Source organism: Streptomyces sp. NPDC050636, assembly GCF_040654775.1.
Classification (GTDB): domain Bacteria; phylum Actinomycetota; class Actinomycetes; order Streptomycetales; family Streptomycetaceae; genus Streptomyces.
In genome coordinates this window covers 84,483-99,169 of record NZ_JBFAIP010000007.1, presented here as the reverse complement: position 1 = coordinate 99,169, position 14,687 = coordinate 84,483, and the positions used below count along the sequence as shown (strand labels likewise).

Genomic DNA, 14,687 nt, shown 5'->3' with positions numbered 1-14,687 from the left:
GCAATCAGTCCATTACTGAGTGTAGAACGATCGAATCGTGAACAAACCCCACAGGGTGCGCGGGTCGAGAGGGGAGAGGGGGCCGCCCCTGCGGGTCGGGGCCGGCCAGGGAGGCGCGGGGCGGCTCCCTGGCCAGGCAGCAAACAGGACTAGACCACTGCTGTCAATGGTCCGGACCAGACTGGGTGGGTGGCGGGAGGTCGACCCGGGCGGCGCTCAACCGGACTTCTTCCAGGGCCACTTGGGGCCGGACGGCGACTTCCCCTGCGACGTCTTCCCTTCCGGGGCATACTCGTACTTCCACCCGCTCGGCAGCCCCAGGCGACCCACCCGCGCCGGGACCCGCCGGTAGACATGCAGCGTCGGCGGCCGCCCGTCGTCGTTCGGCACCGGGATCTCGTACGTCTTCGGCGGCTGGCCGGTAGCGCCGACCAGCACGGGCAGCACCCGGCCGTCCAGGGGTCCGCCGACGAAGGGGGTGTTCTCGCTTCTCACTCCCCAAGTGTCACACCTGGAGGCGTCCGGCGGGGCCGCGGGCCGCCGTCCGGCGACCTCCGGCCGGGGTGGCGGAGCCGCAGGTCACAGCAGGTGCGCGGCGTCACTGACGATGGGCAGGATACGGCGCGCCAGATTGCCTACGGGGCCGTCGGAGGTCTCCAGGTCCAGCGCCGCCCGGGTCACCCGCGCGGTCTGCGGGTCCCGGGCCGCGGTCGCGGTCAGCAGCGCGATGAAGTGGTCGACCAGCCAGTCGCGCAGTTCGTCCAGCGCGGGCTGCTTGTCCTCGTCGAGCCAGATCAGCGAGGCGCCCTCGACGGCGGTGATCCACATGCGGACGGTCATCCGCAGCCGTACGCCCGGCTCCGGCTCGCCCAGATGCCGCAGGATCTGGTCGGCGGCGGTGCGCCGCACCTCGTCCACGATCGCGGACGTACGGGAGGTCTCCACGACGCTGCCGCCCTGGAGCAGCGCGCTGAACCCCGCGTCGTGCTCGTCGACGAACGCCAGATATCGGTCCAGGGCGCGGGACAGCCGCTGGGTGAGCGGGCCGGTCTCCGGCTCCGCGAAGCAGCCTTCGAGGCTGTCGGCGGCGCTGCGCAGCGCCGCCTCGTACAACTGCTGTTTGCCGCCCGGGAAGTAGCGGTAGACGAGCGGGCGCGACACCTCGGCGGCGGTCGCGACATCGTCCAGCGAGACATCCTCGGGCGCGCGCTGCGCGAACAGGTCCAGGGCGGCGGCGAGCAGTTGGGTGCGGCGCTGCTCGACGCCCATCCTGCGATAGGCGGGTCGGGGTACTGCTGGGGCGGTGCCGCTGCCGTTCATGAACAGCAGCGTAACCGCCCCGGAATCCGTGTCGTACATGTGCTCGTACGGCATGGCCGATACCTGCGAGTACGCGGTCGTCGGCGCGGGTTCAGGCCAGCAGGCCGGAGCTCTTCCACAACCTGCGGCCCACGCCGCGCAGTACACCGATCTCGTCGAGGAAGTCGGTCAGCCGCTGGGCGCCGGACTGCATGATCTCGCGGCGGTGGCCGCTGGCCTTCACCTGGGCGACGGCCTCGCGCCTGTCCAGGCCGACGTTGGTGTACACCTCCGGGTTGACGAAGGCGATGGAGAAGACCCGGGCCGCCTCGCCGGAGCTGATGCGGGTCAATTCCTGCTCCCAGCGCGGTGCGGTGACCATCTGGCGGCGCAGTTCCTCGCGCGCGTACCGGACGTGCCGGGCCTCCTCGACGACGTGGATACGCGTCACGCCGCGCACGATGGTCTGCACCCGCTCGTCCGGGAAGGTCAGCCGCTGCATCCAGTCCAGGATCTCCTCGCCGAGCAGCGTGCAGGCGAACGAACCCGGGGTGGTGGAGACCGTCTTGAGGATCCGGGCGAGATTGTGGTTGAGGCGGGAGACCGGGTACGCCGGCGCGCCGCCCTTGTGGATCATGCGCGCGAACATCTTGGAGTGCCGGCACTCATCGGCTATCTCGGTGAGCGCGTAACGGACATGTGCGCTGGTCACCGGCTTGTCGTAGATATGGCGCACCAGGAGCTGCATCAGGATGATCTCGAACCAGATGCCCAGCGAGGCGAGGGAGGCGGCCTCGTGTCGGGAGAGGTCCTGCTGCTGCTCCAGCGACATCCGCTTCCACAGCGGGGTGTCGTAGAGCGAGATCAGCTCCGGCGGCCAGAACCACTTGCCCTCTTCGAGGGGCGCGTCCCAGTCGAGTTCGGTGTCGGGGTCGAAGGAGTGCTTGGCGGAGGAGTCGAGCAGTCGCTCGGCGACCTGTTCCCGGTCCTTGAGCAGCCCGAGGGCGTCCCGCAGGACTTCGGTATCCGTCACGGTCATTGCGGTGGGCGCGCTCGTCATGGCTGTGGCTACCTCGCTAGTGGGGTTACCCGCGGTCGCATCTTATGAGACTGCGTGTCAGCAAGGGCGTCAATCCCTTCTGCGCGAGTTATTGACCCTTCAGTAAGAAACGTGTGAGCCTGCCAACCACCATCCGGGGCAAGGCGTTTGGCGATCCAAGGAGGCGTCCGTGTCGACCCGAGATCTGTACGTTCAGGACCCAGGCGACTCCCTGTGGCAGGTGCCCGCCTCCGGCGCGGCCCGTTTCAGCTGGGAATACGACGATGGGCGGGACCGGCTGCTCGCGCTCTACCAGAAGGGCAAGGACAAGCAGTGGGACGCCACCCTGCGCATCGACTGGGACCTGGAGGTCGACCCCAAGGACCCGCTCGGCACTCCCGATGAGTCGATGTCCCTGTATGGCACGAAGTACTGGGACAAGATGACGGAGAAGGACCGCGGCGATCTGCGCCAGCACTACACCTCCTGGCAGTTCAGCCAGTTCCTGCACGGTGAGCAGGGCGCCATGGTGTGCGCCGCGCGGATCGTGGAATCCGTCCCGGATCTCGACGCGAAGTTCTACTCCGCCACCCAGACCATGGACGAGGCCCGGCACGCCGAGATCTACAGCCGCTTCCTCCAGGACAAGATCGGGATGCTCTACCCGGTGAACGACAACCTCCAGGCGCTGCTCGGCGACACCCTGAAGGACTCCCGCTGGGACATGCCGTACCTGGGCATGCAGGTGCTGATAGAAGGCCTCGCGCTGGCCGCGTTCGGCATGATCCGCGACACCACCACCAAGCCGCTGCCCAAGCAGATCCTCGCGTACGTCATGCAGGACGAGGCCCGTCACGTCGCCTTCGGCCGGATGGCGCTGCGCGACTACTACAAGCAGCTCACCGACGCCGAACTGCGCGAGCGCGAGGACTTCGTCATCGAGGGCTGCTACTTGATGCGCGACCGGCTGCGCGGCCTGGAGGTCCTGGAGAACTTCGGCATCCCCCATCAGGAGGCCGCCGAGTTCACGGAGCGCTCCGAATTCCTGCATCTCTTCCGCAAGCTGCTGTTCAGCCGGATCGTGCCGTGTGTGAAGGACATCGGCCTGTGGGGCGAGCGGCTGCAGCGCGCGTATGTCGACATGGGCGTCTTCGAGATGGGCGACTCCAACCTGGATCTGCTGATGGCCCAGGACGAGGAGCTGGCCGAGAAGCTGGACGCGGAACGCTTCGCGGCCGAGGAGGAGGACCGGACGGCCGAGGTCGCGGCGGCCATTGCGGAGGGGGCCGCGGAGGGCTGAGGGATATCGAAGGCAGCCGCCCGCTCCCGCGTGGCAGGATCCCGGCCATGGACTATCGACGGCGCGCAGCGGTGCGCGGAAGTATCGAAGGGCTGGCGTTCGGCGACGCCTTCGGGGAACGCTTCTTCCGGCTGGTCCGTCCCATGGACGAGTCCCGGGCGCTGATCGCGGCACGCCGCACCCCGCCCGACCCTCGGTGGCACTGGACCGACGATACGGCCATGGCGCTGGCCCTGCTCACCGTACTGAAGACGCACGGTGAGGTCGAACAGCCCACTCTGGCAAAGGAGTTCGCGGACTGCTACAAGGCGGATCCGGGCCGCTGCTACGGCTCGGGCATGCACGCCCTGCTGCCCCGCGTCGCCGCGTCCCCCGACGACTGGGCGGAGCTGGCGGCCGCGCTCTTCGGCGGCGAGGGCAGCCTCGGCAACGGCGCCGCCATGAGGGTGGCACCACTCGGCGCCTGGTTCCACGACGACCTCGACCGCGTCGTCGAGCAGGCGGCGCTCTCCGCCCAGGTCACCCACGCCCATCCCGAAGGCATCGCGGGCGCGATCGCGGTGGCCGTCGCGGCGGCCCTCTCGGCACGCGGCGAACCGCCGGCACTGGAAGCCGTCGCCGCCCGCACACCAGACGGGCCGGTACGGCAGGGCCTGTTGCGCGCCGCCGAGCTGCCGCCCGGAACCGATCCCGTCGCCGCATCCGCAGCGCTCGGCAGCGGCAGTCGTATTCGGGCCGACGACACCGTCCCGTTCGCCCTGTGGAGCGCCGCTCGACACCCCGACGACCTGCCGTCCGCCCTCTGGACGACCGCGGCGGGCCTGGGGGATGTGGATACCACCTGCGCCATCACGGGCGGGGTGGTGGCGGCACGTACGGGAACAGCGGCGCTGCCGGAGGAGTGGTGGGAGCGGCGGGAGGCGCTGCCGGGGTGGTGCGCGGAGCTGTGATCGGAAGGCACTGACGCTACCCCGACCTGGCCGGCCACCGCCCCGGCGCTTTAGCGCTGCGTAGTTGACGCCAGCCCCAACAGCCCCCGCACCTTTGCATACTTGGCGGTCAGCCGTTCCCGCGTCGCCGCGTCCAGGACGGCCAGCCGGGCCGGATCGGCGTTGTGCGCGAGATCGGACTCCTTGATCAGCAGCGCGCCGGGCGTGGCCAGGATGCGTGCGGTGTACTCCTCGACCGGTTCGCCCGCGCGCTTGGTGACGGCCAGAACCATGTCCTTGGTCGCGTCGGTGAGCGCCGCGCCGGCCAGCCAATCGCGGCTGAGCGCGTCGTCCTCCACGGCGTCGTGCAGCCACGCCGCGGCGATCTGCTCGTCGCTGCCGCCGCGTTCGCGTACCCCCGCCGCCACCGCGGCCAGATGCTCGGCATACGGGCGGCCGGCCTTGTCGGTCTGCCCCGAGTGCGCGCGCCGGGCCAGCGCCTCCACTTCGGCCAGGGACAGCGGCGGGGGCGGGCACGGGGGCGTGTAAGTCATACGGACATTGTGCGCGCGGGGGAGAGAGACCGGCCGGCCACCCCGCGATCCGGCGGCAGGGCGCCCTCAGCGCAGCGCGGCCAGCATGACCGCGCGGGCGATCGGCGCCGCGCTGCCGCCGCCGCTGATATCCGCCCGGTCGGCGGCGGCGTCCTCGACGACCACGGCCAGTGCTACCGCCGGCTGCATACGGTCCTTGGCCCGCGCCCAGGAGATGAACCAGGCATACGGGGTGCCCTCGTTGTGCACCCCGTGCTGGGCGGTGCCGGTCTTGCCGCCGACGGTGACGCCCTCGATGGCGGCCTGCCGTCCGCTGCCGCGCTCCACCACGTCGACCATCATTTCCTGGAGCCGCTGGGCGGTGGCCGGGCCCATCGCCTGGCGCGCGCGGCGGTGACGGCTGGTGAAGACGGCGGTCCCGTCCGCGTCGGTCACCTCCTCGACGAGCCGCGGCGGGGTCAGCGCACCGTCGTTGGCGACCGCCGCCGCGACCATCGCCATCTGGAGCGGGGTGGCGGTGGTGTCGTACTGGCCGATGGCCGACAGCGCGACCTGGGCCGGGTTCATCCGGGTGTCGAAGTTGCTGGGGGCGACGGCGGAGGGGATGCGCAGCCGGCGGTCGTTGAAGCCGAATTTCTGCGCGGCCTCGACCATGCCGCGCAGTCCGATGTCGGCGCCCAGCCGCGCGAAGACGGTGTTGCAGGAGACCCGGAAGGCGTCCTTGAGGGTGGCGTGCGCGCAGCCGGCCGCCGCGTTGCCGAGCCGGCTGCCGGTGCCGGGCAGGGGGTACGGATCGGGGGCGTCCGTAGGGGCGTCGATATCGGTGACCCTGCCGTTGTCCAGCGCGGCCGCCGCGGTGACGACCTTGAAGGCGGAGCCGGGCGGATAGGTCTGCCGGAGGGCCCGGTTGAGCATCGGCCGGTCCGCGGCGCCGTTCAGCCGCCGCCAGGCCGCGCCGACCGAAGCACTGTTGCCGGACAGCTCGCCCGGGTCGTACGACGGGGTGCTGGCCAGCGCCAGGATCCGGCCGGTCCGCGGCTCGATCGCGGCCACCGCGCCCTTCCTCCTGCCCAGCCCGTCGAACGCGGCGCGCTGCATCAGGGGCCGGATGGTGGTGACGACGCGGCCGCCCGGCTGGTGGGTGCGCGTCAGGTCGTTCCACCAGGGGAAGGCGGTGAGCCGTTCGTCGGTGCCGGAGAGGATGCCGTCCTCGGCGCGCTCGATCAGGGAGGTGCCGTAGAGCTGCGAGGAGTAGCCGGTGACCGGCGCGTACAGGCGTCCGTTGGTGTACGTCCGCTCGTAGCGCAGCCGGCCGCCGCTGTCCCGGGAGCCGGTGACCGGCCTGCCCGCGACGAGGACGGCGCCGCGCGGCTGCCCGTAACGCTCCATCACGGTACGCCGGTTGGCCGGATTCCCGGTGTATGCGTCCGCCTCGAAGAGCTGCACCCGCACGGCGTTGACCAGCAGCGCGACAAGCAGCAGGAGGGAGAAGGCGGCGGTCTGCCGGATACAGCGGATCACCGGCCGGTCTCCGGGGGCACGGTTTCCACCCGGTCGGCAGGGGCGCGGACGGGCGTATCGCTCACCTCCGGCCGTGGTGCGCGTGCCCGGTCGCTGAGGCGCAGCAGCAGCGCGATGATGATCCAGTTGGTGACGACGGACGACCCGCCCTGAGCGAGGAACGGCATCGCCATGCCCGTCAGCGGGATCAGTCCCATCACCCCGCCCGCGATGACGAAGACCTGGATGGCGGGCAGGGTGGCCAGGCCGACGGCGAGCAGGCTGCCGAACGGGTCGCGCAGGCCGAGGGCGGCGCGATAGCCGCGGGCCACCAGCAGTGCGTAGAGCAGAAAGAGAGCGGTCAGGCCGACCAGCCCCAGTTCCTCGCCGAAGGTCGCCAGGATGAAGTCGGACTTCATGGCGAACCCGATGAGATACGAGTGGCCCTGGCCGAGCCCGGTGCCCAGCATCCCGCCGGTGGCGAAGGCGAACAGCGACTGGGCGAGCTGGCCGGGGCCCTCACCCGCCGCGATGCCCGCGAACGGGTGCAGCCAGTCCTCGACCCGGCTGTGCACATGCGGCTCCAGTGTGCCGACGGCGGCCGCGCCGGCACCCGCGAGGAGCAGTCCGACCGCCAGCCAGCCGGTCCGCCCGGTGGCCACGTACAGCAGCACGACGAAGACCCCGAAGAAGAGCAGCGAGGTGCCCAGATCGCGTTCCAGGACCAGGACGGCGACGCTGATCAGCCAGATCGCGACGATCGGGCCGAGCAGCCGGCCGGTGGGGAGCCGCAGTCCGCCCACCGTGCGGCCGGTGTGCGTCAGCGCGCCGCGGTTGGCGGCGAGATAGGCCGCGAAGAAGACGGTGATCAGGACCTTGGCGAACTCGCCGGGCTGAATGGAGAATCCCGCGATCCGGATCCAGATCTTGGCGCCGTTGATGGCCGGGAAGAGAATCGGGGCGACCATCAGGAGCAGCGCGAGCGCCGCACAGACATAGGCGTACCGCTGGAGCATCCGGTGGTCGCGCAGCAGCACGACGACCGCGGTGAAGAGCGCGACGCCGACGGTGGACCAGATCAGCTGGATGGGCGCGGCCAGATCGCCGGGGGTCTCCAGATCGAGCCGGAAGATCAGCACCAGGCCGAGCCCGTTGAGCAGGACGGCGATGGGGAGCAGCAGCGGATCGGCGTACGGGGCGCGGAAGCGGACGGCGAGATGGGCCAGCAGCGCCAGGCCGCCGAGCCCGGCACCGTAGCCGGCCGCGCCGCCCGGGACGGCATGCGTCTTGGCCAGGCCGACAGCGAGATAGCCGCAGACGCTGATGAGGACGGCGGCTACGAGGAGGGTCAGTTCGATGCCGCGCCGCTGGGGGCATGACGGCAGCGGCGGGGGAGTGTCCGCCGGGCGCGCGGGGGCCGCCGTTGCCGTTGCCGTCATGCCTGGCAACGTAGCAAGCGGCGGGACATATTTCCGTTATGCCGGAAACGGCGTTCGGGGGGTGCTCGGGCGCGGCCGGAGTTTCGGGCCGGGGGCACCCCGGGGCCAGGGGGCCTGCAGACCGCGCCGTACGCCCCGGGCGGCGCGAGGCCTGCGAGGCGTACGAGCGCGGAGACGCGGATAATCAACCGCCGGTGCTCACATCAGCACCAGCGGGGAGCCATACCGATGTTCACGATGTAGCGCGCCGACGACCAGGCGTACGAGCCGTCCTTGAGCTTGTACCAGCGCGGGTTGCCCTGGATGCTCTCGCCGTTCACCTTGCACTTGATCTTGACGACCTTGTTGTACGGATTGCTGCCGACCACCTTGTACTTGGTGCTCGGCCCGGTGCGCTTCAGCAGGCCGTTCTTGGCGACCACCTTGCCCTTGTAGATCTTCATGCGGTGGTCGTCGCCGCTATCCACCGCCAGGGCCGGGCCGGCCGCGACGGCAGTGGCCAGTGCGCCCGAGAGGACAAAGAGCGCGAGCTTGCCGGAATTCGACTTCGGAAACATCTGGCTTCCTCCTGCGAAGGGGAGATCCCCTGTGGGGTGAGTCGAGTGGGGTGCCGGGAGTCGGGTGACGGACGGGGTGGGAGCTGCCTCGCAGGGCGTGATAGCTGCGCCCTTACCCGGCTGCCCGGCTGCGAGCGCGACTTTATGTCGCTTTATTGCGGTTTGCCCGCCTCGCTTGCCTCACGCTAGAGAGACCTCGAAGGGTCCGCAACTCATCACCCTTCGTAAAAAGGCTCAGGTCGGGGAATCCTCAGGCCGGCAAGTCCGCACGCCGGCGGGAATCATGACGCCGGGACATTCCAGGACCGCACATCCGGGACGGCGACCGCACGCCCGCCCTCCGCCGGCGAAACCGCCGCGGAGGTCCCCACGAGCGAGGCCGCGACGGCCTGCCGCACCGGGACGCGGGGCGCGGCACCCTCCTCCATACAGGCGCGGAAGGCGTCGGCGACAAGGGCGGTGCCCTCGTCGTGGTGGGGCACATCGAAGACGCGCGGGCCGCCTGGCGCACCTCCGCCCCCGCTCAGCCGCAGCGCCGGCGGAGTCAACTCCTCCTCGTACGCACTCCGCCCCTCCGCCGTGGCCCAGGCGTCCCGCGCCGCAGCCGCACATGCCGGGAGCGCCCTCCGGCAGCCCGCACCGACTCGGCCAGGCCCCGTGGGCCGCGCACCGAGAGCCAGTGCCAGGTCGGCGACCATCACGGCGATCTCCTCGGGGGCACACCGTGCAGGTAGTCGGACTCGATCAGCTGGGGCGTGCCGATCGCGCCGTCCCGCACGAGGCCCTGGATGGCACGTACATGAGCATGCGTCACATAGTTCTCGGCGAAGGAGTACGAGGCAGATCCCGCCACCGGTCGGTGGTGCGGGCGCCGGGGAATTCGCGCGCCGCTTCGGTCAGCCGCGCCGGGTCGGTATCGCACAGCGCGGTGATCCGCACACCCATCCGCGCACACCATCGGGCGACATACAGGCCACGGATGAGACCAACAGCGCCTAAGGCAGTCATGCGGAGAGTCTGCGCGCGGGAGGCCGGGGGTGATCGAATTTCGCGGCGATTCCAACGTCTCCTCCCTCTCCTCCCTCTCCTCGCCTCTCTTCTCTCACCCCCCTCTCCTTCGTCTTACGCCGTTCGCCCTGGAAGGAATTGACGGGCGGGCTTCCGGGCATGCGGTTGCATGCCCGGCATGACGACCGAGATTCCCGCCGCCCAGGCGGACCTGCTGCGCCGTATGTACGAGATTTTCAACACTCAGGATGTCGACGACTTCACCCGTGCCGTCTTCCATCCGGACGTGGACTGGCCGAATGTGCTCGAAGGCAAGCGGGTGCACGGCATCGAGGCGGTGCTGGCCTATTGGCGGGGGCAGTTCGCCGTAGTGCATCCACTCGTGCGGATGGAGGGGATGACGGCGGAGCCGGACGGCCGGGTCGCTGTACGGGTGCGGCAGGGGGCGCGGGCCGCCGACGGCGACCACTGGGCGGAGGGGACCGTCCAGCACGTCTACACCTTCCGGGACGGCAAGGTGGCACGCATGGAGGTACGGGAGGGGTAGCTCGCGTCCTTGAGGGGAGACGTAGGGGACTTACCGGGGATGGGGCAGGGGCGGTTCAGGGATGGTTCAGGGGCGGTCCAGGGTTGTTCCGTGAACGAGGCCAATGGCAGTTTGTAAACTCGTTCCGAACAAAAAGAAGAAGGCCGAGCTCGTCACGCTGATGCGGACGGCCGGACACACCGGTCGACGGCATGGACCTGAGCCATGACCGCCGCGAGCGAGGGGCTTATGGCGTACGACACATCCGTGCACGCCGAGTGGAGGTCCTGGACTGACTCGGCTCCTTCGGGCCGCCGAGCGCGGGGGACCGTCCCCCTCGACGAAAGGCAGTATTAGCGTCATGACGACTCTCCGTTCCCGGATCATCGCCTGGGCCGGCCGTATGTATCTGGCGAGAACACAGAAGAAAGGCTTCGACTTGTCTCGAATGTCTTTCTTGCCCGAGTCTGTCCTGATGCCATTGCGGCGCGATGGACTCGATCCTGTGGACGATCTGGCAGCCGTCCGGGAGAAGGAGCCCATCACCCGGCTTCCGGTGCCGATAGCCGCCAACGTCTGGCTGGTCACCGGCTACGACGAGGTCAAGGCGGTGCTCGGAAAGGCCAATGCCTTCAGCTCCGACTTCACCAACCTGGTCGGCAAGGCCGGCGCCGGAGTGGACCAGAATCCCGGCGGCCTCGGATTCGCCGACCCGCCCGTGCACACCCGCCTGCGCCGCCTCCTCACCCCCGAATTCACCATGCGCCGGCTCGGCCGACTCACCCCCCGCATCCATGAGATCGTCGAGGAACGCCTGGACGCCATGGAGGCCGCCGGCAAAAACGGCGACCCGGTCGACATCGTCCATTCCTTCGCGCTCCCCATCCCCTCCCTCGTCATTTGCGAACTCCTCGGCGTCCCTTACGAAGACCGTGCCGACTTCGAACGCCTCAGCGCCGCCCGTTTCGACCTGTTCAGCGGTGCAAACGCCTCCTTCGGCGCCATATCCGAATCCCTCTCCTATTTCCGGGACATCGTCAAGAAGCAGCGCCAGGATCCGGGTGACGGTCTGCTCGGCATGATCGTGAAGGAACACGGCGACTCGGTCAGCGACGAGGAACTGGCGGGGCTCGCCGACGGCGTACTGACCGGCGGCTTCGAGACCACGGCCAGCATGCTGGCGCTCGGCACCCTCGTCCTCCTCCAGGACCCGAAACACTTCGCGGCCATGCACGACGGCGATGACGTCGTCGACCGCTATGTCGAGGAGCTGCTGCGCTACCTCACCGTCGTACAGGTGGCGTTCCCGCGCTTCGCGCGCGAGGACCTGGAGATCGGCGGCGTGCACATCGCCTCCGGAGATGTGGTGCTGTGCTCACTGAGCGGCGCGGACCGGGACGGCAAACTGGGCCCGGACATGGAGCAGTTCGACCCCTCGCGCAATGTCCCTTCGCACCTCGCGTTCGGTTACGGAATCCACCGCTGCGTCGGTGCGGAACTGGCCCGGATGGAACTCCGCGCCGCCTATCCCGCGCTGGTACGCCGGTTCCCCAACATGCGCCTGGCCGCCGAACCGGAGGAGCTGGAATTCCGAAAACTGTCGATCGTCTACGGAATCGAATCCCTGCCGGTCCGGCTCGACGGCTGACCGCTTCTGCGTATCGCCCCCTGACCGCTCCTTTCGCACCGATCCCCGACCGGGCACCTGGCTTGATGGCCGAGTGCCCGGTCTCTGCTTTATGGCTCGGTACCGGCCGGGCCGCGCAAAATCCGGCCGGGCCGCGCACAACTGCCCCCGCCACACGCCCCGTACGACAGAATGTCGGCCCGTGACCATTCGCTTATTGATTGCCGACGACCAGGAGATGGTCCGTCGGGGACTATGGCGCATCGTGACGACATTCGACTCGACGAATACGTCTATCCCGTGCTGCGGTTCGGTGCTTCCGGGTTCCTGCTCAAACGGTCCGGGCCGGCGCTGCTAGCAGAATTCCCGCGCACGGCAGTCGCCCTGCCGAACCCGCTGCCGCTGCTGGTGGTGCGGAGTCGCCCTCCAACGTATCGAGGAGGCGGGGCTGCGCGCGCTGGAGGGATGGCAGGTCACCTCACCTGCGCACTACCCACCCCACCCTGGCCAACCAGTGCCCGGATATCTACCCAACGGCAGATGTGCAGCGACTCCAGAGCCCGGATCCTCTTGAGAACGCAAGAGCCACAACTCCGGAGGACCCCATGCCCATTGCCCTCAACTCGGCCATTCCGAAGCCAAAGCGGCCGTCCGTCCTCGCCCTCACGGCTGCGGCTGTCACCGCATCCCTGGTCGAGGTACCAAGAGGCATCGCCGTGACACGGGACGGCCAGAAGATCGGCCTGATCGCCGCCTCGGCCCCGAAAACCCACCCCGCGCAATGACAATTCTTGATCTCGCAGCAGTGGGCGGGAAACGAACCTCGTTCGTCATTGCGTAGTGGCCAATCCGGCAAAAGCTCAGGGCCTCGGCCGAGATCTCTGGCCATACGCGAAGACCCCGCACTCAGCACTTCTGCTGATGGCGGGGTCTCGTGGCACCTCATAAAGGGTGCCCCCGGCAGGATTCGAACCTGCGCACACGGCTCCGGAGGCCGTTGCTCTATCCCCTGAGCTACGGGGGCGTTTCGCCGTGTTGTGCGGCGACGGGTAGAACCCTACCAGCTCTGACGGGGTGTCCATGAACAGGGTTTTTCGGGGGTGCGGAGGAGGGGCACTAGCGCATCGCGGGGGCGTGTCGGCGGCGGTCGGGGAAAGGTCCCTCGCACGGGGGCGGAAGTGGGCAAAACTGGGACGCAGCCGCAGGTGGGCCCCTAGTCTCATGGTGTGCCTGGCTTGTCCGGTCGGATCCTTGTTGTGGATGACAACAAGGTGATCCGGCAGTTGATCAGGGTCAATCTCGAGCTGGAGGGCTTCGAGGTCGTGACCGCGGCTGATGGTGCCGAGTGTCTGGATGTCGTGCACCACGTAAGACCTGATGTCGTGACCCTCGATGTCGTGATGCCGCGGCTCAACGGTCTGCACACCGCGGCGCGGCTGCGTTCCGATCCCCGGACCTGGGACATCCCCATCGCCATCGTCAGCGCATGCACTCAGGGCGATGTGCACAACGGTGAGTCGGTGGGTGTCGATGCCTTCCTGGCGAAGCCGTTCGAGCCGACCGAGCTGGTGCGGACCGTGGGGATGCTGGTGCGCGAGGGGCGGCAGCGGGAGCGCGGGCCTGACGGCGGGGCGGACGAGGAGAGTGCGGCGGAGCGTGGCGCCGCGTCCGGTGGGATCGGGCTGGTGGAGGCCGGCGGGGATTCGGAGCACGCCGGGCGGCCCGGCGCCTGAGTCTGCGCGCGCGGTGTCCACAACGCGAAACTGGGTCGCGTGTTCGCCCCCCTTCTCCCATACGCTTGTCCCGTGACCCCCGCTGAGCTCTCCCGTACCGTCCTGCGCTCCGTGCGCGGTGCCGTTGCGGAGCGGGAGCTCTCCGTGTCGGTGCCGGAGCGGATCGTGGTGCAGCCGCCGCCGCGGGCCGGGTGTGGGGACTATGCCTCCAATGTCGCGCTGCGGCTTGCCAAGCAGGCGGGGCGGCCGGCCCTGGAGGTCGCCGAGATTCTGCGCAGGCGGCTGGCCGGGAGCGCCGGGATCGCCCGGGTGGAGATCGCCGGACCGGGGTTCCTGAATTTCACGCTGGGGGACGGTGCACGGGCCGCGCTCGTACGGGATGTGCTCGCACAGGGCCCCGCGTACGGGAGCGGGGGCGGTGGCGGTGAGTTGGCTGCCGATGAGCTGGTTGTCGGCGATCTCCCTGCGGGTGAGCCCCCTGCCGGTGACCTCGTCAACGGGGATCTCCTTTCGCCGGCGCTCCACGGTGCGCGGGCGCTTGTGGTGGCCAATGCGCTGGGGCGGTTGCTGCCGGCCGCGGGGATGGGCCGGCCGACGCGCAAGGGTGCAGCGGGCGCCCGTTCCGCGGGCGATGGCGAGCTCGCCGGGCTCGTCGCGCGGCTGGGGGCCGATGAAGCGCGCTGGGCGTTGCTGCGGCCCGCGGCGCATGATCCGGTGCGGCTGCCCGAGCGGCCGGTGCAGCGGGAGAGCAATCCGCGGTTCCGGGTGCAGTACGCGTACGCCAGGACCCGCGCCCTGTCGCGCAATGCCCGTGAGCTGGGGTTCGAGAGCGAGCCGGGAGACGTACTCGAAACCGCCGCCGAGTCCGCTGACGGAACCACTGATTCCGCCCACCTCCCGGAAGCGCCTCAGCAGTCCCTCCACACGCTCCTTGCGACCTATCCCCGTACCGTCGAAGCCGCGGCCCGCTACCGGGCGCCGGACCGGATGGTGCGGCATCTGGAGGCGACGGCGGACGCGTTCTTCCGTTGGCAGGACGTGTGTCCGCCGCTGCCTGTCGGGGAGCGGAAACCCTTGGCCGTTCACCGCGCCAGGCTGGCCCTCGCCGAGGCCACCGGGACGGTGCTCGCCAACGGCCTGCGCCTGCTCGGCATCTCCGCTCCCGAACACCTCTGA

16 protein-coding genes, 1 tRNA gene and 1 pseudogene are annotated in these 14,687 nt (G+C 69.6%); 8 read left to right on the top strand and 10 right to left on the bottom strand.

Translation table 11 applies throughout. The features are described from left to right. Positions 1-216 precede the first annotated feature (216 nt). The 3 genes from AB0I10_RS09920 to AB0I10_RS09910 form a co-directional block, all read right to left on the bottom strand. Positions 217-495, bottom strand: a complete 279-nt coding sequence (locus tag AB0I10_RS09920) for a hypothetical protein (RefSeq protein WP_363151859.1) — start codon at positions 493-495, stop codon at positions 217-219. 84 nt (positions 496-579) lie between these two features. Continuing rightward, positions 580-1,320, bottom strand: a complete 741-nt coding sequence (locus tag AB0I10_RS09915) for a TetR/AcrR family transcriptional regulator (RefSeq protein WP_363151958.1) — start codon at positions 1,318-1,320, stop codon at positions 580-582. Between the two features lie 91 nt (positions 1,321-1,411). Then, a complete protein-coding gene (locus AB0I10_RS09910) occupies positions 1,412-2,359 on the bottom strand; it encodes a diiron oxygenase (RefSeq protein WP_363151858.1) in 948 nt (315 codons plus the stop codon). A 169-nt stretch (positions 2,360-2,528) separates the two neighbouring features. Between AB0I10_RS09910 and AB0I10_RS09905 the strand changes: the two genes are divergently transcribed. Next, positions 2,529-3,638, top strand: a complete 1,110-nt coding sequence (locus AB0I10_RS09905; protein ID WP_363151856.1) for a ferritin-like domain-containing protein — start codon at positions 2,529-2,531, stop codon at positions 3,636-3,638. Positions 3,639-3,685: 47 nt separating this feature from the next. Beyond that, entirely contained in the window at positions 3,686-4,588 is a 903-nt protein-coding gene (locus AB0I10_RS09900; RefSeq protein ID WP_363151855.1) for an ADP-ribosylglycohydrolase family protein, read from the top strand. A 50-nt stretch (positions 4,589-4,638) separates the two neighbouring features. Here the strand turns inward: AB0I10_RS09900 and AB0I10_RS09895 are convergent, their stop codons facing one another. From AB0I10_RS09895 to AB0I10_RS09870, 6 genes are all read right to left on the bottom strand, one after another. Then, positions 4,639-5,121, bottom strand: a complete 483-nt coding sequence (locus AB0I10_RS09895; RefSeq protein WP_363151853.1) for an HD domain-containing protein — start codon at positions 5,119-5,121, stop codon at positions 4,639-4,641. 66 nt (positions 5,122-5,187) lie between these two features. After that, entirely contained in the window at positions 5,188-6,642 is a 1,455-nt protein-coding gene (locus AB0I10_RS09890; RefSeq protein WP_363151852.1) for a penicillin-binding protein 2, read from the bottom strand. Beyond that, positions 6,639-8,060, bottom strand: coding sequence for an FtsW/RodA/SpoVE family cell cycle protein (locus AB0I10_RS09885; protein WP_363151851.1), 1,422 nt, complete (start codon positions 8,058-8,060; stop codon positions 6,639-6,641). Before AB0I10_RS09885 ends, AB0I10_RS09890 begins: the two co-directional genes overlap by 4 nt. A gap of 203 nt (positions 8,061-8,263) precedes the next feature. Continuing rightward, positions 8,264-8,617, bottom strand: a complete 354-nt coding sequence (locus AB0I10_RS09880) for an SH3 domain-containing protein (protein ID WP_363151850.1) — start codon at positions 8,615-8,617, stop codon at positions 8,264-8,266. A gap of 281 nt (positions 8,618-8,898) precedes the next feature. Next, positions 8,899-9,318: a hypothetical protein gene (locus AB0I10_RS09875; protein ID WP_363151849.1), complete on the bottom strand. Its 420-nt coding sequence runs from the start codon at positions 9,316-9,318 to the stop codon at positions 8,899-8,901. Further along, on the bottom strand, positions 9,315-9,470 hold the full coding sequence (locus AB0I10_RS09870) for a hypothetical protein (protein ID WP_363151848.1): 156 nt from the start codon (positions 9,468-9,470) through the stop codon (positions 9,315-9,317). The genes AB0I10_RS09875 and AB0I10_RS09870 overlap by 4 nt, the downstream gene beginning before the upstream one ends. A gap of 333 nt (positions 9,471-9,803) precedes the next feature. Between AB0I10_RS09870 and AB0I10_RS09865 the strand changes: the two genes are divergently transcribed. The 4 genes and pseudogenes from AB0I10_RS09865 to AB0I10_RS09850 all read left to right on the top strand — a co-directional run bounded on the left by AB0I10_RS09865 (position 9,804) and on the right by AB0I10_RS09850 (position 12,563). After that, positions 9,804-10,172: a nuclear transport factor 2 family protein gene (locus tag AB0I10_RS09865; protein WP_363151847.1), complete on the top strand. Its 369-nt coding sequence runs from the start codon at positions 9,804-9,806 to the stop codon at positions 10,170-10,172. Between the two features lie 340 nt (positions 10,173-10,512). Then, entirely contained in the window at positions 10,513-11,799 is a 1,287-nt protein-coding gene (locus AB0I10_RS09860; RefSeq protein WP_363151846.1) for a cytochrome P450, read from the top strand. Between the two features lie 258 nt (positions 11,800-12,057). Continuing rightward, positions 12,058-12,141: pseudogene (locus tag AB0I10_RS09855) on the top strand (DNA-binding response regulator); the annotation flags it as partial. A gap of 242 nt (positions 12,142-12,383) precedes the next feature. Continuing rightward, positions 12,384-12,563 (top strand): hypothetical protein, encoded by a 180-nt coding sequence (locus AB0I10_RS09850; protein ID WP_363151973.1) that lies wholly within the window; start codon positions 12,384-12,386, stop codon positions 12,561-12,563. Between the two features lie 167 nt (positions 12,564-12,730). Here AB0I10_RS09850 and AB0I10_RS09845 read toward each other — a convergent pair. Next, positions 12,731-12,802, bottom strand: a tRNA-Arg gene (locus AB0I10_RS09845). 223 nt (positions 12,803-13,025) lie between these two features. On the opposite strand from AB0I10_RS09845, the gene AB0I10_RS09840 reads away from it, so the two are divergent. Continuing rightward, on the top strand, positions 13,026-13,511 hold the full coding sequence (locus tag AB0I10_RS09840; protein WP_363151957.1) for a response regulator: 486 nt from the start codon (positions 13,026-13,028) through the stop codon (positions 13,509-13,511). A 72-nt stretch (positions 13,512-13,583) separates the two neighbouring features. Further along, the gene (gene nrtL, locus AB0I10_RS09835; protein ID WP_363151845.1) at positions 13,584-14,687 is read left to right on the top strand and encodes an ArgS-related anticodon-binding protein NrtL; all 1,104 of its coding nucleotides are present in this window, start codon (positions 13,584-13,586) and stop codon (positions 14,685-14,687) included.

Bases quoted from the DNA above. Each gene is read 5' to 3' on its own strand.
- AB0I10_RS09895 (WP_363151853.1), bottom strand. From the start codon at position 5,121: ATGACTTACACGCCCCCGTGCCCGCCCCCGCCGCTGTCCCTGGCCGAA.
- AB0I10_RS09885 (WP_363151851.1), bottom strand. From the start codon at position 8,060: ATGACGGCAACGGCAACGGCGGCCCCCGCGCGCCCGGCGGACACTCCC.
- AB0I10_RS09865 (WP_363151847.1), top strand. From the start codon at position 9,804: ATGACGACCGAGATTCCCGCCGCCCAGGCGGACCTGCTGCGCCGTATG.
- AB0I10_RS09900 (WP_363151855.1), top strand. From the start codon at position 3,686: ATGGACTATCGACGGCGCGCAGCGGTGCGCGGAAGTATCGAAGGGCTG.
- AB0I10_RS09915 (WP_363151958.1), bottom strand. From the start codon at position 1,320: ATGAACGGCAGCGGCACCGCCCCAGCAGTACCCCGACCCGCCTATCGC.
- AB0I10_RS09860 (WP_363151846.1), top strand. From the start codon at position 10,513: ATGACGACTCTCCGTTCCCGGATCATCGCCTGGGCCGGCCGTATGTAT.
- AB0I10_RS09880 (WP_363151850.1), bottom strand. From the start codon at position 8,617: ATGTTTCCGAAGTCGAATTCCGGCAAGCTCGCGCTCTTTGTCCTCTCG.
- AB0I10_RS09850 (WP_363151973.1), top strand. From the start codon at position 12,384: ATGCCCATTGCCCTCAACTCGGCCATTCCGAAGCCAAAGCGGCCGTCC.
- AB0I10_RS09910 (WP_363151858.1), bottom strand. From the start codon at position 2,359: ATGACGAGCGCGCCCACCGCAATGACCGTGACGGATACCGAAGTCCTG.